The organism is Vibrio gangliei, assembly GCF_026001925.1.
Lineage (GTDB): Bacteria > Pseudomonadota > Gammaproteobacteria > Enterobacterales > Vibrionaceae > Vibrio > Vibrio gangliei.
Genome location: NZ_AP021869.1, coordinates 1554556 through 1578819 on the forward strand (window position 1 = coordinate 1554556; position 24264 = coordinate 1578819).

Here is a 24264-nt window from a genome sequence, read left to right on the forward strand (position 1 = left end):
TTACATTTTGTTTATCTCACATTCATTTAGCTCAATGGTCTAGCGTATGCTAGAAAACGTTTTTCCGCTTGCTTAAAGGCAAAGATAATCGCCATGCTCAATATCATATAGAAGATACCGGCGGTAAAGAAAGCTTCAAACGGTGCGTAAGTTCTTGAGTTAACTAATCGAGCTACACCAGTAATATCCATGACGGTTACTATCCCAGCCACCGCTGAACCATGCAGCATAAAGATCACTTCATTGCTATATGCTGGCAATGCACGACGTAAGGCGCTTGGCAATATAATGCGCTGATAAATTTTACGTTTAGACATGCCATAGGCTTTAGCAGCCTCCACCTCACCTTTGTCTAACCCTTTAATCGCTCCCGCAAAGATTTCTGCTGTGTACGCTCCAGTATTCAATACAAAGGCCACTAAAGCACAAAACCAAGCGTGTTCCCATAAGGTATCACGCACTTCCATAAACTGGTTGCTGCCGTAGTAAATCAAATAAAGCTGTACCAATAATGGCGTGCCACGGAAAAAGTAGCTATAGCACCATACGGGGAAATTGATTACCGGATTTTTGCTGGTTCGTGCAATGCCAGCAGGAATAGCAATACCAAGTCCAATAATCAAAGACAGCCCCACCAGCCAAAATGTGGTCCATAATCCTTCGAAATATAAAGGCAAGCTGTCGAATACAACTGAAAAATCCATGCTTACCTCGTATGTAATGTGTATTTACGTTCCAACACTCTAAGAAGACCAATGGAAATACTGGTAAAAATTAAGAAGATAACCGACACCGTCATATAAAAAGTAAACGGCATTTTAGTCGAACCCGCCGCCAATGCACCGACTCGAACCATGTCATCTAAACCTATGATCGAAACCAATGCGGTGGTTTTCAATAGCACCAGCCAATTGTTACCAAACCCAGGGATAGCGTGACGAATCATCTGCGGTAATAATATGCGGCGAAAAGCCAATACGCTGCTCATGCCATAAGCTTTTGCGGCTTCTAATTCTCCCCTATCGACAGCCATAATCGCACCACGAAAGGTTTCAGCCATATACGCGCCGAAGATAAAGCCGATAGTTAATACGCCGGCACTGAATGGGCTAACATCAATATAGTCGGGTAAATACGATGTCCATTCATGACTCGGATCATAGCTCGTCATCCACGCATTGAATTGCTCATTAAGCGCATATAAAGAATTGTTGAGCAAAATTTGCCCACCAAAGAAAATCAGCATCATTAACACCAGATCAGGGATCCCGCGAATGATAGTGGTATACGTTGTGGCAATGGCACGCGCCCATCGATACGGCGATAGTTTCGCTAATGCGCCCAATATACCGAGTATTACTGCTACCACCAAAGAAAGAACGGCCACCTCTATGGTAAGAAGTGCACCTTGTAAAATGGTGGTTTCATAGCCTTGTAAAAAATCTAACATCGTCATTTCTACTTCTTAGCTCGAGGCAGAAAAATATTGCCTCGAGCAAGCTCTTAATACTGCGAATTATTCGCCGTAAACATCATAAGCAAAGTATTTAGCGGCAATCTCTTGATAGATGCCCTTCGCGCGAAGTGAATCAATCGCTTTGTTTAATTGCTCAGCAAGATCTTGATCTTGTTTACGCACTGCAATACCAAAACCTTCACCGAACCATTTTTCATCCGTTAAAGATGGGCCAGTAAATTCATAGCCTTCTTTCTTATCTAACATGCCACTTTGTAGTGCAGATGCATCACCAAATACCGCATCAATACGGCCACCTTCTAGGTCAAGATAAGCCTCGTCGAATGTACCGTAGCGAGAGACATCAACAATGCCTTTGTAGTTATCTTCAATGTATTGATCATGCGTCGTTGAACGCTGAACACCAATTTTCACGCCTTTCAGCCCTTCTTTGGTAAATTCAATATTCGCACCTTTTTTCGCAATAAACTTGTTTGGAATAAGAGCGTACTTATGCGTAAAAGCGACTTTCTTTTTGCGTTCTTCAGTAATCGACATGCCAGCAATGATAGCGTCGTACTTACGAGCAAGTAGTGCCGGAATGATGCCATCCCAGTCTTGCGCAAGAATTTGACACTTCGCCTGCATTTCTTTACATAATGCGTTCGCTAAATCCACATCAAAGCCCGCGAGCGTGCCATCAGCATTAGTGTAGTTAAATGGAGGGTAAGCCCCTTCTGTTGCAAAACGTACTGTCTTCCAATCCTTAGCTTGTGCCGCACCAGAAAGCGCTGTTGCTGCCAATGTCGCCGCTAAAAACCACTTTTTCATATCCATACTCCTGTGATTATGACTTTTGTTATGTTGTGTTTTGTTTTGTTGTTATTTACTTTGCCAGCTTTGTCTAAATTATTTTGTTTCATCCACTCGCAAAGTGTTTGGATTAACTGCTGCTATTAAAAATAATAAGCCACAGTTAAATTTGAACCTGACTGCTTAAACCTAGCTACTTAAACCTATCTTCAAGGGTATCAATACACCGATGAGATAAATTGCTTAAACCTTTCTGATTCTGGATTATTAAATAGTTTACTTGGCGCGCCTTGTTCTTCCACCTTTCCTTGGTGCAGGAACATCACATGAGTAGAGACATCGCGAGCAAAGGCCATTTCGTGCGTAACCACCAACATGGTTCTGCCTTCTTCTGCCAGATCACGCATCACGCCGAGCACTTCCCCCACTAATTCAGGGTCAAGAGCTGAAGTTGGCTCATCAAATAACATCACTTCAGGCTCAACAGCTAATGCACGAGCGATAGCAGCACGTTGTTGCTGACCACCAGACAAATGACCTGGGTAATAATCTTTACGTTCGTACAAGCCTACTTTTTTAAGCAGCAATTCTGCATTTTCAATCGCTTGAGTTTTTGGCACACCTAATACGTGAACTGGAGCCTCGATCACATTTTCGAGTACCGTGAGATGCGACCAAAGGTTAAAACTTTGAAAAACCATCGCCAGACGTGAACGAATTCGTTGCACTTGTTGTTCATTAGCCGGAGAGGTTTCATTACGTCGATTGGTTTTCATTTCGATCAATTCACCATTGACCCAAATATCACCCGAGGTTGGCGTTTCAAGTAAGTTGATGCAGCGAAGGAAAGTACTTTTACCGGAACCCGATGAACCGATAATAGAAATAACATCGCCTTTATGGGCGGAAAGTGAGATGCCTTTAAGAACTTCGTTTTTCCCAAAGGTTTTATGTAAATCTTTGATATCTAGCGCGGGTACATCCGTCATGCGCCATTACTCCCTTGTATTGTAAACGTCCATCTTCCTGATGGTTAAAATCAACCTAGCACTGGTTTTAGAGGCTTGCAATCCGTCTGCCTCGTATAATTAATTCCATACAACCGCTTATTTTGAATTTTTATGCATGATATAGACATTTTCACCTACATCAAGTCTGGATATCACTACTATTGACTGATCGCTCAAAATAAAAGCACAATCTCAACACTCGTCGAAACGCCTAAACAATCACTTTCTTCCACTATGATCATCCCCACTCCCGTAAGAACCTTATTCATTAACAAGCATAAAACCTGCCAAAATATCCATTTCAAAAAAAATTATAGAATTTATAAAAAGATTTTTAAATTTACACAAATTGTTTAGATAAAATGATCGAGATCAACACATTTGGGTGTGTCTATTGTTAAGTTTTGACGACAGTAAATCATAAGTATCAATTTTGATTATACTGAGAAGAACGTCGATAACTCATATTACGAACTGGTATGAACGGACTAATCTCTTGGTCCAAAACTTAAACCCAGCACAGAGTGAAATGAGGGTTCGGTTTTTAATTTCATTTGAGTGCGATACGATGTCGCGGCTTTGAATGCTAATACTAATGGGTTAGCTTATAGCTCATCAGTATTATTAATCTGAGTGTACTGTGCTTAATAGCAGTGGCGACTAAAACTGGTAGCTCACAACAGTACGTATTTTTTCTACTAAAAAGGTAGGTATGTCATGGCAGAGCAATTTGCTAAAGCTTGGGAAGGTTTTGCTAACGGTAATTGGCAAAACGAAGTAAACGTTCGTGATTTCATTCAAAAGAACTACACACCGTATGAAGGTGATGAATCTTTCCTAGTTTCTGAGGGTACTGAAGCAACGAAAACGCTTTGGGCTCAAGTAATGGAAGGCATCAAGCAAGAAAACAAAACTCTTGCTCCCGTTGATTTCGATACTTCTGTTATTTCTACCATCACTGCACACGATGCAGGTTACATCAACAAAGATCTAGAAACTATCGTTGGTCTTCAAACTGAAGCGCCACTAAAACGTGCGATCATCCCTAACGGTGGTATTCGCATGGTTGAAGGTTCTTGTAAAGCATACGGCCGCACGCTAGACCCAGAAATCTCTAAAATCTACTCTGAGTACCGCAAAACACACAACCAAGGTGTTTTCGATATCTATACTCCAGACATCATGAAATGTCGTAAATCTGGCGTATTGACTGGTCTTCCAGATGCTTACGGCCGCGGTCGTATCATCGGTGACTACCGTCGCGTAGCGCTATACGGTATTGATTTCTTGATGAAAGATAAATTCGCTCAATTCACGTCTCTACAAGAGCGTTTCGAAAACGGCGAAGACCTAACTGCAACAATGCAACTTCGTGAAGAAATCGCAGAGCAACACCGTGCTCTTGGCCAAATCAAAGAAATGGCTGCGAAATACGGTTATGACATCGGTCGCCCTGCTGAAACTGCACAAGAAGCTATCCAATGGACTTACTTCGGTTACCTAGCGGCTGTTAAGTCTCAAAACGGTGCTGCAATGTCTCTTGGCCGTACTTCAAGCTTCCTAGATATCTACGTAGAACGTGATATCGCTGCTGGTCGCATCACTGAAGAACAAGCTCAAGAAATGATCGACCACTTCGTAATGAAACTACGTATGGTTCGTTTCCTACGTACTCCTGAATACGATGAGTTGTTCTCTGGTGACCCAATCTGGGCGACAGAATCAATGGGTGGTATGGGTCTTGACGGACGTACACTAGTAACTCGTACTAACTTCCGTTTCCTAAACAGCCTATACACAATGGGTCCAAGCCCAGAGCCAAACATCACTGTTCTTTGGTCTGAGCAACTACCTGCTGGCTTCAAGCACTTCTGTGCAAAAGTATCTATCGACACTTCATCTATCCAGTATGAAAACGATGATCTAATGCGCCCTGACCTTCAATCTGATGACTACGCAATCGCATGTTGTGTATCTCCAATGGTTGTTGGTAAACAAATGCAGTTCTTCGGTGCTCGTGCGAACTTAGCAAAAACAATGCTATACACCATCAACGGTGGTATCGATGAAAAACTGAAAATCCAAGTTGGTCCTAAAATGGACAAAATCGCAGGTGAATACCTAGATTACAACGAGTTGTGGGTAAAAATGGACCACTTCATGGATTGGTTAGCAAAACAATACGTGACTGCGCTAAACGCAATCCACTACATGCACGACAAATACAGCTACGAAGCGTCTCTAATGGCTCTTCATGACCGTGACGTACGTCGTACAATGGCTTGTGGTATCGCAGGTCTATCGGTTGCAGCTGACTCACTATCTGCAATCAAATACGCTAAAGTTAAGCCAATTCGTGACGAAGACGGCCTAGCGATCGATTTCGAAATCGAAGGCGATTACCCTAAATTTGGTAACAACGACCCACGCGTTGATGATATCGCATGTGAACTTGTTTCTGTATTCATGGGCAAAATCCGTAAGCTTAAGACTTACCGTGATGCGACTCCTACTCAGTCTATCCTTACTATCACTTCAAACGTGGTATATGGTAAGAAAACGGGTAACACGCCAGACGGTCGTCGCGCTGGTACACCATTCGCTCCAGGTGCTAACCCAATGCACGGTCGCGATGAGAAAGGTGCTGTAGCTTCTCTAACTTCAGTAGCGAAACTACCGTTTGCTGATGCACAAGATGGTATCTCTTACACCTTCTCTATCGTACCTAACGCTCTAGGTAAGACTGACGAAGCGAAGAAAGCGAACCTTGCTGGCCTAATGGATGGTTACTTCCACCACGAGGCAGGCGTTGAAGGTGGCCAACACCTAAACGTAAACGTTCTTAACCGTGAAACGCTAGAAGACGCTGTTAAGCACCCAGAGAAATACCCTCAGCTAACTATCCGTGTATCGGGTTACGCTGTACGTTTCAACTCTCTGACTACAGAACAGCAACAAGACGTTATCGCACGTACTTTCACTGAATCTCTATAATCTTTTAGAGAAATCAGAACCATCAAGCCCTGCTCTTCGGAGTGGGGCTTTTTTATCGCCTTTACCTAACAGTCTGCCTACAAAAAACTCATGCTTCTGCTAGGTTAACCCTATCTTTTGTAATAAAATAAAAACATTACAAAGCTAAGGAATTATCCTATGTCTACTATTGGTCGTATTCACTCTTATGAATCTTGTGGCACTGTTGATGGCCCAGGTATTCGTTTCATCGTTTTCATGCAAGGCTGCTTAATGCGTTGTATGTATTGTCATAACCGCGACACGTGGGATACCCATGGCGGCAAAGAGGTGACCGTAGATGAGATCATTAACGAAGCGAAGTCTTATCGTCACTTCATGAACGCTTCAGGTGGCGGCATCACTTGCTCTGGTGGTGAAGCCATGCTTCAACCGGAATTTGTGCGCGACCTATTCCGCGCCGCACAGGCCGAAGGCATCCACACTTGCCTAGATACTAATGGTTACATTCGCAAACACACGGATGTCATTGATGAAGTGCTTGATGCTACCGATTTAGTTATGCTCGACATCAAACACATGAAAGATGAAATTCACCATGACTTTATTGGGGTATCCAACCGTCGCACACTCGATTTCGCGCGTTACCTTCACAAAATTGGTCAAAAAACATGGCTACGTTACGTAATCGTACCTGGCTATACTGATGACCTCGAAGCGGCAGAAATGCTAGGTGAATTCATTAAAGATATGGATAACATCGAAAAAGTTGAGCTATTGCCTTATCACAAACTTGGTGCCCATAAATGGGAGGCACTTGGTCACGATTATCCTCTGGAAGGTGTGAATCCACCATCAAAAGAAACGATGGAAAAAGTGGTTTCTGTACTAAGCAAATACCACGATAACGTGATGTTTTAATCCTTATCGACTCGACTATATTTGCTCGTTTATTTACCAAATTCAAATTAGATTTTTGAGGTCCACAATGGAAATGACACATGCACAGCGTTTGATCCTTTCAAACCAATACCGCCTAATGGCAAGCCTTGAGCCAAGTGAAGCTAAGAAATTTAAACGCCTGCAAACCATCGTAGAACGTGGTTACGGTCTGCAAATGCGTGAATTAGATAAAAACTTTGGTTACATGGAAGAAGAAGCATGCCGTGAAATCATCGACATCATGGAAATGTACCATGCAATGCAAGAATCTAATAACATGCTGTCAGATGCAGACAAAGCCAATGTTGACCAACGTCGCCTACAGTTCCTAGGCTTTGATATTGCTACCGAACACCAAGCTATGAATTACGTTCGTTTCTTGGTCGATTCAGAAGGCTTATACCCTCAGTTTGATAAAGCAGACCATCACTTCAACGCGCAAATGCCAATGATTGATAAATATCGCCGTATGCTAAACACTTGGCGTAACTGCCCACGTCAATATCACCTTTCTGCTACGGAATTAACGCAGATTTTTAATGCTTAACTACTCATAAAGCAAAAAGTCGAAAAGCAAAAAGGTTACAGCATAAAGCGCGGCGACAGGAACGATTTTTGAAGCCGCGTTTTCTGTTTTTATTTCTCTTAATTTAGCACCTAATTCTGCCTCTTTTGTCCTACTCGCTATTTCCCTTTTTCACACCCTGCTACTCGTGACACACAGCAAATGCTGACATAAATAAGTACATAATTGTTAAGCAGAATCCAAAATCGAGTCTAGTCTTAGTTCTAGGGGGTATGTATTCAAGCAGCTGGAAACCATATCTTGCGTAACTTGGATACCACGTCATCAGTTACCCCATCATTCGATATGTTCAAGGGGATTCGCTATGAGTATTTTTGACCACTACCAATCACGCTACGAAGCCGCTAAAGATGAAGAATTGTCTCTGCAAGAGTTTCTTACGTTATGCCATCAGGACAAAAGTGCTTACGCCAATGCGGCCGAACGGCTACTCATGGCCATTGGTGAACCAGAAGTAATCGATACTTCTAAACACCCGAGGTTAAGCCGGATTTTCTCTAACCGTGTCATTTCACGTTATAAAACATTCGAACACTTTTATGGCATGGAAGATGCGATAGAACAAATCGTGTCTTACTTAAAACATGCCGCACAAGGTTTAGAAGAGCGCAAACAAATTCTCTATCTACTAGGCCCTGTGGGTGGTGGTAAGTCATCATTAGCTGAAAAACTGAAAGCCTTAATGCAACAAATGCCCATTTATGTCCTTTCTGCTAATGGGGTACGTAGCCCAGTCAATGATCACCCATTCTGCCTATTTAACGTGGAAGAAGATGGTGCTCTGCTCAAAAGTGAATATGGTATCGACCCTCGTTACTTACGTTCCATCATGTCGCCTTGGGCCGCCAAACGTTTAAAAGAATTTGGTGGTGACATTACTAAATTCAAAGTGGTCAAAGTACGCCCGTCCATTCTCAACCAGGTTGCTATTGCTAAAACCGAACCGGGTGATGAAAACAACCAAGACATTTCTTCTTTGGTCGGTAAAGTTGATATTCGTAAGCTGGAGCATTTCTCACAAGATGACCCCGATGCCTACAGCTACTCTGGTGCGCTTTGTCGTGCTAACCAAGGTGTGATGGAATTTGTGGAGATGTTTAAAGCGCCGATTAAAGTATTACACCCACTATTAACAGCCACTCAAGAAGGTAACTACAACGGTACCGAGGGGCTTTCTGCTCTTCCATTTGAAGGCATGATCCTAGCGCACTCTAATGAATCTGAGTGGCAGACCTTCCGTCACAACAAAAACAACGAAGCCTTTTTAGACCGGGTTTACATTGTCAAAGTGCCCTATTGTTTACGCGTATCGGAAGAGAAAAAAATCTACAAAAAACTATTACTTAACAGTGAATTATCCGAAGCGCCATGTTCACCAAGCACGCTCGATATTTTGGCACAATTCAGTATCTTGTCTCGCTTAAAAGAGCCTGAAAATTCGTCCATTTTCTCCAAAATGCGCGTTTATGATGGCGAAACATTAAAAGACACCGATCCTAAAGCCAAAAGCTATCAGGAATATCGCGATTACGCGGGCGTTGATGAAGGTATGTCCGGTTTATCAACCCGCTTTGCCTTTAAAATTTTGTCTCGCGTGTTTAACTTCGATCAAACGGAGGTGGCGGCAAACCCTGTCCATTTGTTCTATGTAATTGAGCAACAAGTCGAGCGCGAACAATTTCCTCAAGAGACCGCTGAACGCTATCTTGAATATTTGAAAGGTTATCTAGTACCAAAATATGTGGAATTTATTGGTAAAGAAATCCAAACCGCCTACTTAGAATCCTATTCTGAATATGGGCAAAATATCTTTGACCGTTATGTCACCTACGCGGATTTTTGGATTCAAGACCAAGAATATCGCGACCCAGAAACGGGCCAATTATTCGACCGCTCTGCCCTAAATGAAGAACTAGAAAAGATTGAGAAAACCGCAGGGATCAGTAACCCGAAAGACTTCCGTAATGAGATTGTGAACTTTGTTCTTCGTGCTCGCGCTAATAACAATGGACAAAACCCAGTATGGACCAGCTACGAGAAACTTCGCACTGTTATCGAGAAGAAAATGTTCTCCAATACCGAAGAGCTACTGCCGGTTATTTCATTTAATGCAAAAACCTCGCACGATGATCAAAAGAAACACGACAACTTTGTGGCGCGCATGATGGAGAAAGGTTACACCAAGAAACAAGTTCGTTTACTTGCAGAGTGGTATTTGCGTGTACGTAAGTCCTCATAGCCTAGCTCTTAATACCTAGAATAAAGAGTGACGAGATAGTGTTTCTCGTTACTTTTTAACCGCTATTCATGAGGCAGTTTGGGGAGGCGCTATGGTACAATTTATCGACCGACGTTTGAATGGGAAAAATAAGAGTACCGTCAACCGGCAGCGGTTTATTCGTCGAAATAAAGAGCAGATCAAAAAGTCTGTCGCAGAAGCCGTTAAAAAACGTTCTATCACCAATACTGAAACCGGTGAAGATGTCACGATTCCCAATCAAGACATTACTGAGCCAACATTTCATCAAGGCAAAGGCGGCACTAAAGAACGCGTGCATCCAGGCAATGATCAATTCACCACTGGAGATAAAATCGATCGCCCACCAGCAGGCGGTTCTGGTGGTGGCTCGGGTCAAGGTGATGCCAGTAATGATGGCGAAGGACAAGATGACTTTATTTTTCAAATTTCAAAAGATGAATACTTAGATATTCTGTTTGAAGATCTTGCGCTACCTAATTTGAAGAAAAACCAAGTCAATAAAATTACCGAGTGGAAATCCCACCGTTCGGGCTATCAAACTGCCGGTATTCCATCAAACATAGCAATTGTGCGTTCATTACAACAGTCACTCGCTCGACGCACAGCAATGACGGCCGCAAAGCGTAAACATTTACGTGATCTTGAAAGCCTACTTGATGAAATTCAAATGTCGGAGCCTGCGCAACCACTTGAAGAAACACGTATAAAAGCCGAGATCGCGGAACTTCGCGAAAAAATTGCCAGCGTGCCATTTATCGACACCTTTGACCTACGTTATAAAAACTACGAGCGTAAACCGATTCCATCGAGCCAAGCAGTGATGTTCTGTTTGATGGATGTCTCAGGTTCAATGGACCAGCCTACCAAAGACATCGCTAAGCGTTTCTACGTTCTGCTTTATTTATTCTTAACTCGTACCTATGAAAATGTCGAAGTGGTATTTATTCGTCACCACACACAGGCAAAAGAGGTGGATGAGCACGAGTTCTTCTATTCTCAAGAGACAGGTGGCACCATTGTTTCCAGTGCCTTAAAACTCATGAGCGATATCGTTAGAGACCGCTACCCCACTAACGAATGGAATATCTATGCAGCGCAAGCCTCTGATGGTGATAACTGGGCTGACGATTCTCCCCGCTGTAAAGATCTATTAGTCAAAAACCTATTACCTTATTGCCAATATTATTCGTACATCGAAATCACCAAACGTGCACACCAAACCTTATGGCGTGAATATGAAAGAATCGATGAAGCCTACGAAAACTTTGCCATGAAAAACATTCAATCTGTGGATGATATTTTCCCAATTTTCCGCGAGCTCTTTCAAAAGCAAGCTCAATCTTGAGGGGATACGTTATGGTCACAAAAACACAAGATACCATTGAGCGAGAACAACACCATCCAGGCTACCCATTACCGACAGGCCCGGATTGGACATTTGATTTATTAGAGCTTTACCACACTGAAATTAAACGTGTGGCCGAACATTATCGCTTAGATACGTATCCAAATCAGATTGAAGTGATTACCGCAGAACAAATGATGGATGCCTATTCCAGTATCGGCATGCCCATCAATTACAACCATTGGTCTTTCGGTAAACGTTTCATTCAAACGGAACAAAATTACAAACATGGTCACATGGGGCTAGCCTACGAAATTGTCATCAACTCCAACCCATGTATTGCCTATCTCATGGAAGAAAACACCATCACCATGCAAGCGCTTGTTATGGCGCACGCTTGTTATGGGCATAATTCATTCTTTAAAGGCAACTATCTATTCCAGTCATGGACTGATGCCAGCTCGATTATTGACTACTTATTGTTTGCTAAACATTACATCACTCAATGTGAAGAAAAATACGGAATAGCTGAAGTGGAAAAAATTCTCGATTCTTGCCATGCCTTAATGAATTACGGCGTCGATCGTTACAAGCGACCAGAAAAGATTTCGATTTTAGAAGAAAAAGCACGGCAAGAATCTCGTGAGGCTTATCTGCAATCACAAGTGAATGAATTGTGGCGAACCGTGCCTAAATCTAAGCAAGATGAGCATCATGACAGCCAACGTTTTCCAAGCGAACCACAAGAAAACCTGTTGTATTTCATCGAAAAACACGCCCCACTGCTAGAGCCATGGCAACGTGAAGTGGTTCGTATTGTTCGTAAAGTCAGCCAGTACTTTTACCCACAAAAACAAACCCAAGTCATGAATGAAGGCTGGGCGACTTTCTGGCACTACACCATTTTGAACCATCTATATGATGAAGGCGTCGTAACGGATTCTTTCATATTGGAGTTTCTACACAGCCACACCAGCGTAGTTGCACAACCTGAATACAACAGTAAGTATTACAGCGGCATCAACCCTTATGCACTCGGGTTCGCCATGTTCCAAGATATTCGCCGCATCTGTGAACACCCGACCGATGAAGACAAAGAATGGTTTCCCGAAATCGCTGGCAGTAATTGGCTCGACACCTTGCACTTCGCCATGCATAACTTCAAAGATGAAAGCTTTATCAGCCAATATTTATCCCCCAAAGTTATCCGTGATTTCAGGTTATTTTCGGTCTTAGATGATGATAGAAAAAATTATGTTGAAATCAGTGCCATTCATAACGAAACCGGCTACCAAGCGATTCGTGAAAAATTGGCCTCTCAATACAACCTCAGTAATTTAGAGCCGAATATTCAAGTGTGGAATGTGAATGTACGTGGCGACCGCTCACTCACCTTGCAACATATTCCGCAAGATAGGATCCCACTTAACAACAGTTACCCTGAAGTACTGAAACATTTACACCGCTTATGGGGGTTTGATGTGATTTTGGAAGAGGTAAAAGATTCTGGCCGACGTGAAATCCTCGCGACCTGCCCACCAACGCCATCACAACATCATGGACATGGGATTTCTTAGATACTTACTTGCGGGCGAACTTGAAACATGGCGATAGTGCGTCATTCAGGTTCGCCCGTGAGTCATGGTTATTCAGAGATCGTTTTCGACATCCAATAGAACCTATCGTCATCACTATCAACCACAAAACCCGATCTTTTATAAAGATTAAATGCAGGACTGATTCTAAATACACGCAATGTTAGCTTGTTGAAACCAGACTCCGTAGCTAACCGTTCGCATTCAGACAAAGCCGCAGCGCCAATACCTTGATTTTGATGTTTCTGACTCACCTGCAAATCACGGATATAACAGCTCTCATCATCAAAGGCTAATCTAATCGCTCCAGCAATTTCACCATCAAATAAGATATCGATATTCGTCAGTTCACGGATTTGCTCTTCGATTTTCGAACTCTCCCAATCAACCGCATAATGCTCATAATATGAACGCATATTTAAGTAAGTGAGATTGGCTGAAGCTGCTAAATCTATTGTATTTTGATACGTAATCATTGCTACCCTGTTGCTATACAAAAATTTTTATATCCAAGAACGTAATTGCGTTATTAAGAGTTAACCCTCACTCACACGTCAATAGAACCTTTAAGATACAAAACCCCTTTTCCTGAAATAACAACACTGTCTCCAGAGACGTGACATTTTAACGTTCCGCCTCGCCTTGATGCTTGATAGGCAAGTAGCTCCACTTTATCCAGTTTTTCAGCCCAATACGGTGCTAAACCTGAATGAATAGAACCTGTCACCGGATCTTCTTCGCCCCCATTGGCTGGCCAAAAATAACGAGAAACAAAATCATAATGGTCAGATTTAGCCGTAACCACGACATCGAAAGGTGCAAGTTGTTTTAACTGTTCTGCATCATAGGATATATCCAAAACCTCTTGCTCATTATCATAAACGGCAAAATACGCTTGCCTGTTTTTGAGCACTTCGATGGGTCTATTTGAAAGCCCATCGAGAAGTTGAGACGGAATGGCAGAGACGATATCTGGTTTCTGATTTGGGAACGTCATTTGAATTTCATTGTTGGCATTACGAATAACGGTTAGGTTGCCCACTTCACGAGTAATGAACTCAATCTGGTCTTCAATACCCAACTCGTTAAATAGCACATAGGCAGACGCCAAAGTCGCATGACCACAAAAATCGATTTCAGTTAATGGTGAAAACCAGCGAATTTCATATCGATTCTCACCAATATTTTTGATAAAAGCGGTTTCTGATAGGTTATTTTCAACCGCGATATTCTGCATTAAATCTTCAGATAGCCATTCAGCGACCGGAACAACAGCAGCAGAGTTACCTTTAAACTGTTGATCGGTAAATGCATCAACAACAAATATATCCATTTTCACTTTATGAACTCCATGTTCTTTATATCTAGGTCGCACTGACTAAATCACTACCAACGAACCCTTTCCCCAAACTCACTTATGCCACTCGCGTCTGTGAATTTGGCAGCGTCAAGCAGAGCCTGGTTCGGCGCTTTTGCTTTATCACATGCAATCATAAATTCGTCAAAAACTCGGGCTTTAACCACAATAGTTTCATACTCTTTAATGACATGAGTTGCATCTTCATCCATAAGTCTAACTACATACTCATTGAGACTTTTTAAACCAAGTAAAGCTGTTGCTTTTTCAGCTTTTGCCTTAATCTCTTCATCAAGGCGAATATCTAAACGTGTTGTTGCCATAATTACTCCTATGTACGGATCTATTCCGTAACACTAGTGGTTATAGTGCAAATATAGAGCGCATTCAATTTGTACAGATAGTTTACGGAAACACAGCCACCACGTCGATTATTCGTAATATTCCTGAGCTTGGGTATATTACCAATAAGCAAGCGGCCTCTCTTATCGGCGTTGCACCGATAACCAAAGAAAATGGCCGCTATAAAGGCAAAAGAATCATTCAAGGTGGTCGAGCCCAAGCAAGGACGGTTCTCTATATGGCAATGATGTCAGCGATGCAATGCAACCCAGTATTTAAAGCCACTTATCAGCATCTTTTAGACGCAGGAAAACCGAAGAAAGTTGCTATTATTGCCTGCGTAAGAAATATGGTTGTAACTTTAAATTCGATGTTAAGAGATGTCGTCATGTGGGATGAAAATAAAGCTAAAATTTAGCTATTGACGCCATACTCGTTTGTTAGCTTTTTAAAACTCGAAATCTAACCAATCATCATTGTCTACAGAATTGTCCTCACTTTCAGTACATTGACTGGGTTCAAGTAGATTCACGAGCCTTTCACCTTGGTTCAAAAGGTGATCGTAAGTCATTATTGACAAACTCGTTAGCCTTGAATTCAAGCCATGTAGCGCTTTGTGTTTTTCAGGAGACCAATCGTAAGAACGACCAATAACAATCGTTGCTCTTGGATGATATGCAACAATTTCGGGGTGATCTGCTAACCCTTTGGATGCAACATCATTAAAGACATCCATATACCTATGGCATTGGCCAATTGCCTTAGAGACTTCAGAAGAAAAATAGAAATTCCGATGCGAACTATCGTAGTTTAAAACTTCCATATTTGGGCGCTTCAACTCGATGATATCCCTAAAGCCACCAATGACATTGGATAACATCAAATCTAAGTGGTCATGAGGGGAGATGGCTCTAACATCGTCGTTAACGACGTAGGCATTACCAAATGCCCAAGGATATTCCTCACACCATTTTTGGTATATCTTTTCATCGTTTTCTTGGTTGTTCAGATGGTTACGCAATTGATTAACTGCTGACTTCATGTCTTTTAGGCGGATAGAGCCTTTTAACGCATTTGCTAATTCATCAGATAGGTCTGTATTTTCCAGATGCTTAACGATTTCTGTTTGAGATAACACTGCTGTTAACGCATTAGCAACTGATTGAGGGTCATGCTCAGCTAATTGTGCTGTACCGTCATTGACACGAATTAGAAGAAAGTCGCCCTCTGTTTCATCTTTAACCGCAACGTGAGATTTAATTGCTTCATATAGTTTGAGCAACGACCCTGCTTGTAATGACACAGACTTCTCATCAACGGGAAGCCACCCAAAAGGAGTTTTGTCTTTCTTGTACGTAATGATCTTTCCAGCAAGCTCTACGCCTTGAGATTTAGTTATATAGAATGGAACAAAGTCAATTCTTGAACGAGTGGTTTCATGGATCGTTACTGGATCACTGTACCCAACGTTTCCTGACTTTGCTTGCTTTTTACCAATTGAGCCTACTGCCAAATTTACCTCCGAACTCAAAAGAAAGTTAACGTCACATTGAAGGGCGCTTTCACTGGATTTTCAACAACAGCCGAACTCTAAACCACAAGTGCTAAGCGTTCGGCGTCCCTTTGAATGTTTTGTTAGAGCACTGTTAAATGAGTGGTACATCATTTGATAACACACTCAACTTATTATCTTTTTTTGCAAACTTTTCGGTGAAGTTAATAGCCAAGCATAGATATATTAATGCATGTCTCGTTTGTTTGAAAACATACATTCCTTTATCAACTAGCTCATCAGACGTAATTTTATACGCATAATCATGTTCGTTTTTCCAAGTAGAGAAACCTTCAAAACCAGGGTTCACAACTCTAACCCAACCGTGTTCTAGTTCATTGCGTAGTTCTCGCACTTCGAAAGCCGAATCATCAAGCCAATAAGAAGGTCTTCTCTCATCATCATCGTGCTGGGTAAAGTCTTTGCTTAACCAGAACAATGCAGTTAAAAATGGATTGTTCTGGTCTTTTAATTTTTTCTGCGTATCAAACCATTGCCGATTAAACGCAATCTTGGAGCTGTTTAATTCATAGTACTTATCTAAGAGTCTTGAGATTTTGTCTAGAACACTAAAACAGCCTTTCAAAGCGCTCTTTATTTTTTCAATGTATCCTTCGTAGATTACACCGTCTAATGTGTCTGTTAGATATTTATCTTTGTCAGTGAATTTTACGTATTTTTTATTCAACCCTTCGTAGAACAAATGACGAAAGTAGCAATACTCATTTTTCATTGATGAAAATGCCGCAGATAGATATGGGCCTTCAAAAACTGGAGTGCTATATGATGGAAAATTGAGAACATCGTGATCTACAACCCAAGCATTTTCTAGATCATTTAATGGGTTGAGGAATAGTATATTATCTTTACACCAGCTCCGATATTTTGTTTCTTCTTTTGAATAGTCTGGCTTATAAGGGTGAGCTAATAGATCAGGATCTTCGTCAAATGAATTTTGAACATGTTGAAGGAAGCGTCCAAATTCAGATCCTGAATCAACTTTGATACTTTCTCTAATACCATTATGATAAATTTCATCTTTAGCTAGTAGTTTTTTTGCATAGTTGTATGCATATAGCTGGTAATAATAAATATGCTCTTCATCGTATAAATAGTGAGAAATCCAAAGCAGACCTGTTGTAAGTCTATATAACCCGACTTCTTCGGCATCACCAAAATGGGAAATACCTTGTTTCCAAAGAGGAATGGCTTCAAAGGTTCTACATAATGTCTGTAGTGTATTTGCATGGTTTACTTCTACTTGAGGAAGTAGTTCATAAGCCTGACTTTTATATCGATAAAATTTCCTATGGCAAATGATAGCATTACCATAATTTGGATTGTTCCATCTGTCATTTCTATCAGAAGCTAAATGCTGGTATATATTCGACAAGTAGTAAGTCAATATACTTTTTATAATATCGGGAGCTTCACTTTCATCAGAGATGATTTTCTTTAACTCATCACAAAAACGTACTAAAGAGTCAATATCATTAGATTCAATACAAGTATCAATGTTTCCTGCAAAAAAAGCGATCTTTTCGTTCCATTCGTCCATGCATTCTCTCGATTAAATGTAATGTGGATTTAGGTGGTCTAGACATAATGACTCCCATGAAGGTGCTAGCCTCCAATATCGTGGGTTAGCTAAGCCAGAGCCATAATTAGTTTGCTAAAGAACTAAATTAGGAGGCTAGCATGAATAACGATAGCACTATTTTTATTGGGTTAGATACCCATAAATCCTTCACCCAAGTCGCACTTTTAAAAGATAAACGTGGAGAAGCCCCTTCATCGTACAGTCGTATTCAATCAACTAAATCAGCATTTATAAAACTCAGCCAAACACTCCAATCCCAATTTCCTAAAGCTACCCTGAATTTCATTTACGAAGCTGGTCCTTGTGGATATTGGATTTATCGATTGCTCACAAGCATTGGACACCAATGCTACATTGTTGCGCCATCTTTAATCCCCAAAGCGCCTGGCGATAAAATCAAAACCGATAAAAGAGATGCCGCCAAATTAGCGCGCCTTTTTCGAGCAGATGAACTCAATGCCATCTATGTACCTGAAGCAGAAGATGAAGCTATACGTGATTTATCTCGCGCACGAGAAACGGCAATGAAAGATTTAAAAGATGCCAAATTCCAACTCAAAGGCTTCTTACTACGAAATAATATTACGGCAACGGTCAAAGATAACTGGTCTAAAAAACATTTAAGATGGTTAACAGAATTAGTGCTCCCTCATCACAGCCAACAAATTGTGCTGCAAGAGATGATTCAAATCATCTCGGAACGAATGCAACGATTACAAAGGCTCGATAATGAGCTGCTATATCAAGTTAAAAACTGGCGTTACTACCCTGTTGTAAAAGCGATTCAAGCGATGAGAGGCGTTCGTTTACTCGTGGCATTAGGAACCATCGCTGAACTGGGGGATTTAAGGCGTTTTGACCACCCGAGAAAGCTCATGTCCTACCTTGGGCTTGTCCCATCTGAGCACTCTAGTGGACAAAAACGAAGACAAGGCAGTATTACAAAATGTGGCAATAAACGAGCTCGACGATTATTAGTTGAAAGTGCACATACTTATAAACACAAACCCAATATCTCAGCAGAGCTGCAAATACGACAAGAAGACTTATCAAAAGAAATTATTGATATTGCTTGGCAAGCTCAGCTTCGGTTATGTCGGCGCTACCAACGATTAATGTTTTTAGGAAAGCACCGCAGTGTCGTCGTCACAGCGATAGCCCGTGAAATGGTCGCATTTATTTGGGCGATTGCTCGGGAGGTGGTAATCATACCGATTGATCCACGCCAAAGAATATCAAGGTTACCAGTATGAATAATAAATTAGTGTTAGCGCAACGCATTAAGCATCGGGTGTGGCATAAACTCCGACGGCGTTAGGATGGCAATAGCCTAACGGCTATTGAACCACGAGCATAGACTGCAGACAGGTGCCACGACGGAATAAGTAAGGTAAGCTCTGCTCACTTTAGAGTGAGTAATCTACGAATACCAGCATGATAACCGACGAAAGTACTTGCTTGAGCAATGCGTTAACACTATCTCTTTTTTAAAGAAAAATGCCCAAAATAACTGGGTAGAATTTTTGCGCTCTACTTGACAGTGGGAGTCATACCAACGCCCAATTAAGGTGTGAAGCACGCAATACCGATGCTACCGTATACCGCCTTAATCACTAAAATTAACGCATACCAAAAATGCCACGCGTGTTGAATCACTCTTAAGTTGTTTGTTATGTATATACTTGCTGCTATTCTTGGAGCCAAGAAATTTCATTTATCAACTTACACTCAAGGCTCGTCTGCAGCATTGATCTGGAACCTTCCTCTTTGTTACCGTTTGCATAAGTGTCAATAAGAGAATCCAAGACCAATATAATATCGTTGACTTGCTCATCACTTAAGTCAAATTCTGCTTTGTAGTTCGGCGTGTTAACTACTTGCCATTGTTTTGCGTCAATATTTATATTTCTCGAATAGAACGATGATAAGCTTTTCTTATTATCCAGGGTCACTGTAGCTTTCAACTCTGTAACAGGTTGCTCTATAGATAATTTTTCAATAGCTAAAGTACATTTTTTCATTCTGCATTTCCTCCAAATATATAAAGCTTATTAGACGGCAAAGTGCCGCTTTTCCTGACAACTCTTTGCCTGTTTAGTTTTTCCACTATACAGCAAGTAGCCCTCAAGCCTATGTATAGAAATGACTATTTGTTTCATTCTTTAGATATGAATCAGAAAAGAAGGCACTTTTCCTGTTATCTATTGCTGAAACCCGACACCCTTAGCCTGTACATAAAAACAGTATCAAGGTACCCAATGAAATCTCCTTTTTTAACTTATATCCATGAATTTATGGTTAGCCGCCACTATGCAAATAAAACGATCAAATCGTATTTATATTGGGTACAACTATTCATAATTATCAGTCGATATTTTGATATGAAATATAAATTCTTGTGCATTGAAGTAATAGCAATATAAATAGGAGATTCTGAATTGCGCTCGTACCTCACTTTTCAGAATGACAGGAAATATTAAGTTTTTTAGGGCGTCATTCCGTACAACGAGCGCAGCGAGTGAAGATACGGAATCTCCTAAAAGCTCGTTGAGACAAATGGGGTAGGAACGCGTATTACATGATTTTGAGTCACTCTCCTACCTCACTTACTCTGTAAGCAAAAAAAAGCTCAGAAAAATCTGAGCTTTAACAATCTAAATATTCCAACTACGCTAATTTCGATAAAATCTTACGCACGATTTCTAAGTCTTCCGGCGTGTCTACACCTGCGGCTGGGGCTTCTTTGGCTAGTGCGACATGGATTTTTTCGCCATACCAAAGTACGCGTAGTTGCTCTAGAGATTCAATTTGCTCTAGCGCGCTTGGTTGCCAGTTAATGTAGGTGTTAATAAAACCGGCGCGATATCCGTAAATACCGATGTGGCGCATAAGCGGTTGGCGGATGGTTTTGTCTTCTTTAGCCCAGGCGTCACGATCCCAAGGAATCGATGCACGGCTAAAGTACAGTGCGTAACCTTGTTCATCTGTTACCACTTTAACGGCATTCGGGTTGAATACTTCTTGTGGCTCATCAATGTTCACCCCTAGCGTTGCCATTGGCGCTGTGCTATTGGCTAAGTTGTCTGCCACTTGTTTGATGATAGAAGGCGGAATTAACGGCTCATCACCTTGTACATTCACGATAATGTGGTCATCGGCAATGCCCATCTTCTCAACCACTTCGGCTAAACGTTCGGTGCCAGATTGGTGATCCGGCGAGGTCATACACACTTCGCCACCAAAGCCTTTCACGACCGCTTCAATACGAGCATCGTCAGTGGCAACAATCACTCGTTCGGCACCGGCCTGAATCGCTTGCTCGTGTACCCACTGAACCATAGGTTTACCGGCAATATCTGCCAGTGGCTTACCCGGTAAACGAGAAGATTGGTAACGTGACGGGATAACGACAGTAAATGACATTAGCGCCCCTCGTCCATCGACATTTTACGTGCTTCAACTTCCAACATCACTGGAATGCCATCTTTAATTGGGTAGGCTAAACGGTCAAACTTACAAATAAGCTCTTGTTTTTCATTGTCCAATACCACTTTACCTTTGCATACTGGACAAGCCACGATTTCAAGTAGACGATGATCCATATTGACTCTTAACCTCTGTGATTTTTTCAATAATATTCTGTTTATCTTGCGCTGAAATATTGGCCGACACGGGTAAATACCACCAGTTATCTTCGGCAAATTGATAGCATTTCACCGCATCTTTTTCTGTCATGATTAAATGCTTACCCTGTTTGGCAAGCTGCTGTAATTCCGATTGTTCGAATGCTTGATGATCGGCAAACGCCTGAGTTTTGATCACTTCAGCATCTAAGGTTTCTAATGTTTTAAAGAAACGCGGCGGATGACCGATACCTGCAAAAGCCACCAATTGTGACAGCGAATTAACAGGCACTTTCTCGCCCGTTTTTAGGTTCACTGCGTCACTCGGCTCAAGCGTCATCGCGATTTCATTGCTTTGAGCTTGACCACCATTAGTGATCAAGAAATCGACTTCATCTAATCGTTCTAGCCCTTCACGTAATGGGCCAAATGGAATGTAGTGCTGATTACCAAAACGGCGCTGGCCATCAATCACAACAAATTCAATATCTCGCTCTAAAGCGTAATGCTGCAAACCATCATCGGTGATGATCACGTCGACATCATGTTGCAATAAGGCTTGTACAGCTTGGCTTCGTACTGGATCAACCGCAACAGGTGCACCAGTTCTACGTTTAATTAAAGCGGGTTCATCGCCCGATTGCGAACTAGGCGTATCAAGTTCAACAACCAAAGGATACTTGGCTGCTTTGCCACCATAACCACGGGAAACCACACCCGGTTTCATTCCAAGCGCTTGCAACGTCTCGACTAGCCATATCACCACCGGCGTTTTGCCATTGCCACCAGCGGTAATATTACCGGCAACAATAACTGGCACAGGCGCGCGGTAACGAGGTTTGTCGCCGGCCATATATGACTGGCGACGTTGACGGCTTATCAGCTTAAACAATTGACTTAACGGCCATAATAACGGCGCAAGCACATAACCTAGCGGATGACGATGAAACCAAATTTTCTCAATCATTATTCACCAAATTGAATACGGTGAAGTTGCGCATAAGCCCCATCTTTGGCAAGCAATTCAGGGTGATTACCACGCTCAATGATCTCGCCTTCATCGACAACGAGAATTTCATCAGCATTTTCAATGGTGGATAAACGGTGCGCAATCACAATCACGGTTTTGTTCTTTTGCAGTTCATCGAGTGCCGCTTGAATCGCACGCTCAGATTCCGTATCCAGTGCAGATGTGGCCTCATCAAGAATCAAAACAGGAGCATCACGTAATAAAGCACGAGCAATGGCTAAACGCTGACGCTGACCACCCGATAAGCTCACCCCGTTTTCACCGATAATGGTGTCGAAACCTTGATCCATATTTTCAATGAATTCGGTCGCGTGAGCTAAATCCGCTGCATGTTTGATTTGCTCAAAGCTGTAACGCTCGGTCGCGGCATAAGCAATGTTATTGGCGATGGTGTCATTAAATAAGTGCACATTTTGCGATACTAATGCGAAGTGAGTACGCAAGTTCGCTAAGGTGTAATCACGAATTTCGGTCTCATCTAAATAAATTTCACCAGAGTCAATATCGTAGAAACGGGTAAATAAGTTGGCAATGGTACTCTTACCCGAGCCTGAACGACCTACTAACGCCACGGTTTTACCGGCAGGAACATCGAATGAAACGTTACGCAATGCTGGGGCATCTTTAGTTGGGTAAGTGAAGGTCACGTCTTTCACGCTCAAGTTACCTTTTACTTTTTCAATCTCTTTTTTGCCGGTGTCGACTTCAGGTGTTAATTCAATAATTTCAAATAAAGTCTGACAAGCAGCCATACCTTTTTGGAAATCTGAGGTCACGTTCGTAAGCGATTTCAATGGGCGCATCAAAGCAAACATGGCCGAGAAGATCACAGAAAAAGTACCCGGCGTTAGGTCTGCTTTGATTGAATCAATACTGGCTAGATACAACACCACAACTAACGCAATAGACGCGATCACCTGAATAATCGGGTTAGCTGCTGCTTGAGCTGCCACTAACTTCATGGATTGTTGACGCATTTTGTTGCTGACAGAATCAAAGCGTTTCTTCTCAACATGTTGGCCGCCATAGCTTAAAACGACTTTGTGCCCTTTTAGCATTTGTTCGGCAGATGAGGTCACATTACCCATCATGTCTTGCATGTTTTTACTGATCTTACGAAAACGCTTCGAAACAATGCGGATCGCATAAGCCACCAATGGCGCGACTGCCAGTAAGACCAATGACAATTGCCAGCTGTTATAGAACATTAAGAACAATAAACCGATGATACTGGCGCCTTCACGCACAATGCTCACCAACGCTTTACTGGTTGCCGCTGCGACTTGCTCTGAATCGTAAGTAATACGCGATAACAACGAGCCAGCTGATTCTTTATCGAAATAGCTGACTGGCATTTGCATAAAATGGTTGAATAAACGACGACGCATTTCCATCACTACATTGCCTGAAACCCAGCTTAAGCAATAGGTTGAAACGAAGCCACTTAACCCGCGCACAATCATCATACCCATCACAATGAAAGGTAAAATACGTAGGAAGTTGGATTCGGCATTACCAAAGCCTTCATCGAGCAATGGCTTCAATAATGAAACCAGATACGTATCACTGGCAGCGTTAATGATTAATGCGATAGTGGCAACGAATAGACCGGCTTTATACAAGCTGATCATCGGCCATAGTTTTTTAAACGTTTGGAACGTGCTTTCGTCTTTTGATGACGGAGTGTCTGTTTGTTGAGTCATAAAAACTTATTATTAGTTAACTGGTAATTTAGATAAGAAAACGACGAGTCATCCAAACCACAAGTTAGTGAGACAAT

21 protein-coding genes and 1 pseudogene are annotated in these 24264 nt (G+C 41.9%); 8 read left to right on the forward strand and 14 right to left on the reverse strand.

Annotated elements, in window-relative coordinates; translation table 11 throughout:
• Positions 1–26: 26 nt before the first annotated feature.
• From Vgang_RS07085 to Vgang_RS07100, 4 genes are all read right to left on the reverse strand, one after another.
• Positions 27–704 (reverse strand): ABC transporter permease, encoded by a 678-nt coding sequence (locus tag Vgang_RS07085; RefSeq protein WP_105901842.1) that lies wholly within the window; start codon positions 702–704, stop codon positions 27–29.
• Positions 705–706: 2 nt separating this feature from the next.
• Entirely contained in the window at positions 707–1450 is a 744-nt protein-coding gene (locus Vgang_RS07090) for an ABC transporter permease (RefSeq protein ID WP_105902127.1), read from the reverse strand.
• Positions 1451–1516: 66 nt separating this feature from the next.
• On the reverse strand, positions 1517–2287 hold the full coding sequence (locus Vgang_RS07095; RefSeq protein ID WP_105901841.1) for an ABC transporter substrate-binding protein: 771 nt from the start codon (positions 2285–2287) through the stop codon (positions 1517–1519).
• A 200-nt stretch (positions 2288–2487) separates the two neighbouring features.
• Positions 2488–3258 (reverse strand): ABC transporter ATP-binding protein, encoded by a 771-nt coding sequence (locus Vgang_RS07100; RefSeq protein ID WP_105901840.1) that lies wholly within the window; start codon positions 3256–3258, stop codon positions 2488–2490.
• Positions 3259–3996: 738 nt separating this feature from the next.
• On the opposite strand from Vgang_RS07100, the gene pflB reads away from it, so the two are divergent.
• From pflB to Vgang_RS07130, 6 genes are all read left to right on the forward strand, one after another.
• Complete coding sequence (gene pflB, locus Vgang_RS07105; RefSeq protein WP_105901839.1) at positions 3997–6273, forward strand: formate C-acetyltransferase; 2277 nt, start codon at positions 3997–3999, stop codon at positions 6271–6273.
• A 159-nt stretch (positions 6274–6432) separates the two neighbouring features.
• Complete coding sequence (pflA, locus tag Vgang_RS07110) at positions 6433–7173, forward strand: pyruvate formate lyase 1-activating protein (RefSeq protein ID WP_105901838.1); 741 nt, start codon at positions 6433–6435, stop codon at positions 7171–7173.
• A gap of 67 nt (positions 7174–7240) precedes the next feature.
• The gene (locus Vgang_RS07115; RefSeq protein ID WP_105901837.1) at positions 7241–7741 is read left to right on the forward strand and encodes a YfbU family protein; all 501 of its coding nucleotides are present in this window, start codon (positions 7241–7243) and stop codon (positions 7739–7741) included.
• A 343-nt stretch (positions 7742–8084) separates the two neighbouring features.
• Positions 8085–10019, forward strand: coding sequence for a PrkA family serine protein kinase (locus Vgang_RS07120; protein ID WP_105901836.1), 1935 nt, complete (start codon positions 8085–8087; stop codon positions 10017–10019).
• Positions 10020–10110: 91 nt separating this feature from the next.
• On the forward strand, positions 10111–11385 hold the full coding sequence (locus tag Vgang_RS07125) for a YeaH/YhbH family protein (protein ID WP_105901835.1): 1275 nt from the start codon (positions 10111–10113) through the stop codon (positions 11383–11385).
• Between the two features lie 11 nt (positions 11386–11396).
• Positions 11397–12962 carry a SpoVR family protein gene (locus tag Vgang_RS07130; RefSeq protein WP_105901834.1) on the forward strand — a complete coding sequence of 522 codons (1566 nt, stop codon included), beginning with the start codon at positions 11397–11399 and terminating at the stop codon, positions 12960–12962.
• Between the two features lie 68 nt (positions 12963–13030).
• On the opposite strand, the gene Vgang_RS07135 is transcribed toward Vgang_RS07130, so the two are convergent.
• The 3 genes from Vgang_RS07135 to Vgang_RS07145 form a co-directional block, all read right to left on the reverse strand.
• Positions 13031–13456 carry a GNAT family N-acetyltransferase gene (locus tag Vgang_RS07135; protein ID WP_105901833.1) on the reverse strand — a complete coding sequence of 142 codons (426 nt, stop codon included), beginning with the start codon at positions 13454–13456 and terminating at the stop codon, positions 13031–13033.
• Between the two features lie 71 nt (positions 13457–13527).
• Entirely contained in the window at positions 13528–14319 is a 792-nt protein-coding gene (locus Vgang_RS07140; protein ID WP_211294010.1) for a PhzF family phenazine biosynthesis protein, read from the reverse strand.
• Positions 14320–14366: 47 nt separating this feature from the next.
• The gene (locus tag Vgang_RS07145) at positions 14367–14660 is read right to left on the reverse strand and encodes a type II toxin-antitoxin system TacA family antitoxin (RefSeq protein ID WP_105901831.1); all 294 of its coding nucleotides are present in this window, start codon (positions 14658–14660) and stop codon (positions 14367–14369) included.
• Between the two features lie 95 nt (positions 14661–14755).
• Between Vgang_RS07145 and Vgang_RS07150 the strand changes: the two are divergent.
• Positions 14756–15097, forward strand: a pseudogene (locus tag Vgang_RS07150) (transposase); the annotation flags it as partial.
• 30 nt (positions 15098–15127) lie between these two features.
• Here Vgang_RS07150 and Vgang_RS07155 read toward each other — a convergent pair.
• Positions 15128–16192, reverse strand: a complete 1065-nt coding sequence (locus Vgang_RS07155) for a Shedu anti-phage system protein SduA domain-containing protein (RefSeq protein ID WP_211294008.1) — start codon at positions 16190–16192, stop codon at positions 15128–15130.
• Between the two features lie 133 nt (positions 16193–16325).
• The gene (locus tag Vgang_RS07160; protein WP_105901830.1) at positions 16326–17789 is read right to left on the reverse strand and encodes an LA2681 family HEPN domain-containing protein; all 1464 of its coding nucleotides are present in this window, start codon (positions 17787–17789) and stop codon (positions 16326–16328) included.
• A 140-nt stretch (positions 17790–17929) separates the two neighbouring features.
• On the opposite strand from Vgang_RS07160, the gene Vgang_RS07165 reads away from it, so the two are divergent.
• Positions 17930–19084: an IS110 family RNA-guided transposase gene (locus Vgang_RS07165; protein WP_105903794.1), complete on the forward strand. Its 1155-nt coding sequence runs from the start codon at positions 17930–17932 to the stop codon at positions 19082–19084.
• Positions 19085–19519: 435 nt separating this feature from the next.
• Here the strand turns inward: Vgang_RS07165 and Vgang_RS07175 are convergent, their stop codons facing one another.
• The 5 genes from Vgang_RS07175 to msbA all read right to left on the reverse strand — a co-directional run bounded on the left by Vgang_RS07175 (position 19520) and on the right by msbA (position 24187).
• Entirely contained in the window at positions 19520–19852 is a 333-nt protein-coding gene (locus Vgang_RS07175; protein WP_105903428.1) for a hypothetical protein, read from the reverse strand.
• A gap of 646 nt (positions 19853–20498) precedes the next feature.
• Positions 20499–21254 (reverse strand): 3-deoxy-manno-octulosonate cytidylyltransferase, encoded by a 756-nt coding sequence (gene kdsB, locus Vgang_RS07180; RefSeq protein ID WP_105903429.1) that lies wholly within the window; start codon positions 21252–21254, stop codon positions 20499–20501.
• Positions 21254–21433, reverse strand: coding sequence for a Trm112 family protein (locus Vgang_RS07185; protein WP_105903430.1), 180 nt, complete (start codon positions 21431–21433; stop codon positions 21254–21256). The genes kdsB and Vgang_RS07185 overlap by 1 nt, the downstream gene beginning before the upstream one ends.
• Positions 21414–22421, reverse strand: coding sequence for a tetraacyldisaccharide 4'-kinase (gene lpxK, locus Vgang_RS07190; protein WP_105903431.1), 1008 nt, complete (start codon positions 22419–22421; stop codon positions 21414–21416). The genes Vgang_RS07185 and lpxK overlap by 20 nt, the downstream gene beginning before the upstream one ends.
• Positions 22421–24187, reverse strand: coding sequence for a lipid A ABC transporter ATP-binding protein/permease MsbA (gene msbA / locus Vgang_RS07195; RefSeq protein ID WP_105903432.1), 1767 nt, complete (start codon positions 24185–24187; stop codon positions 22421–22423). Before msbA ends, lpxK begins: the two co-directional genes overlap by 1 nt.
• Between the last annotated feature and the right edge of the window lie 77 nt (positions 24188–24264).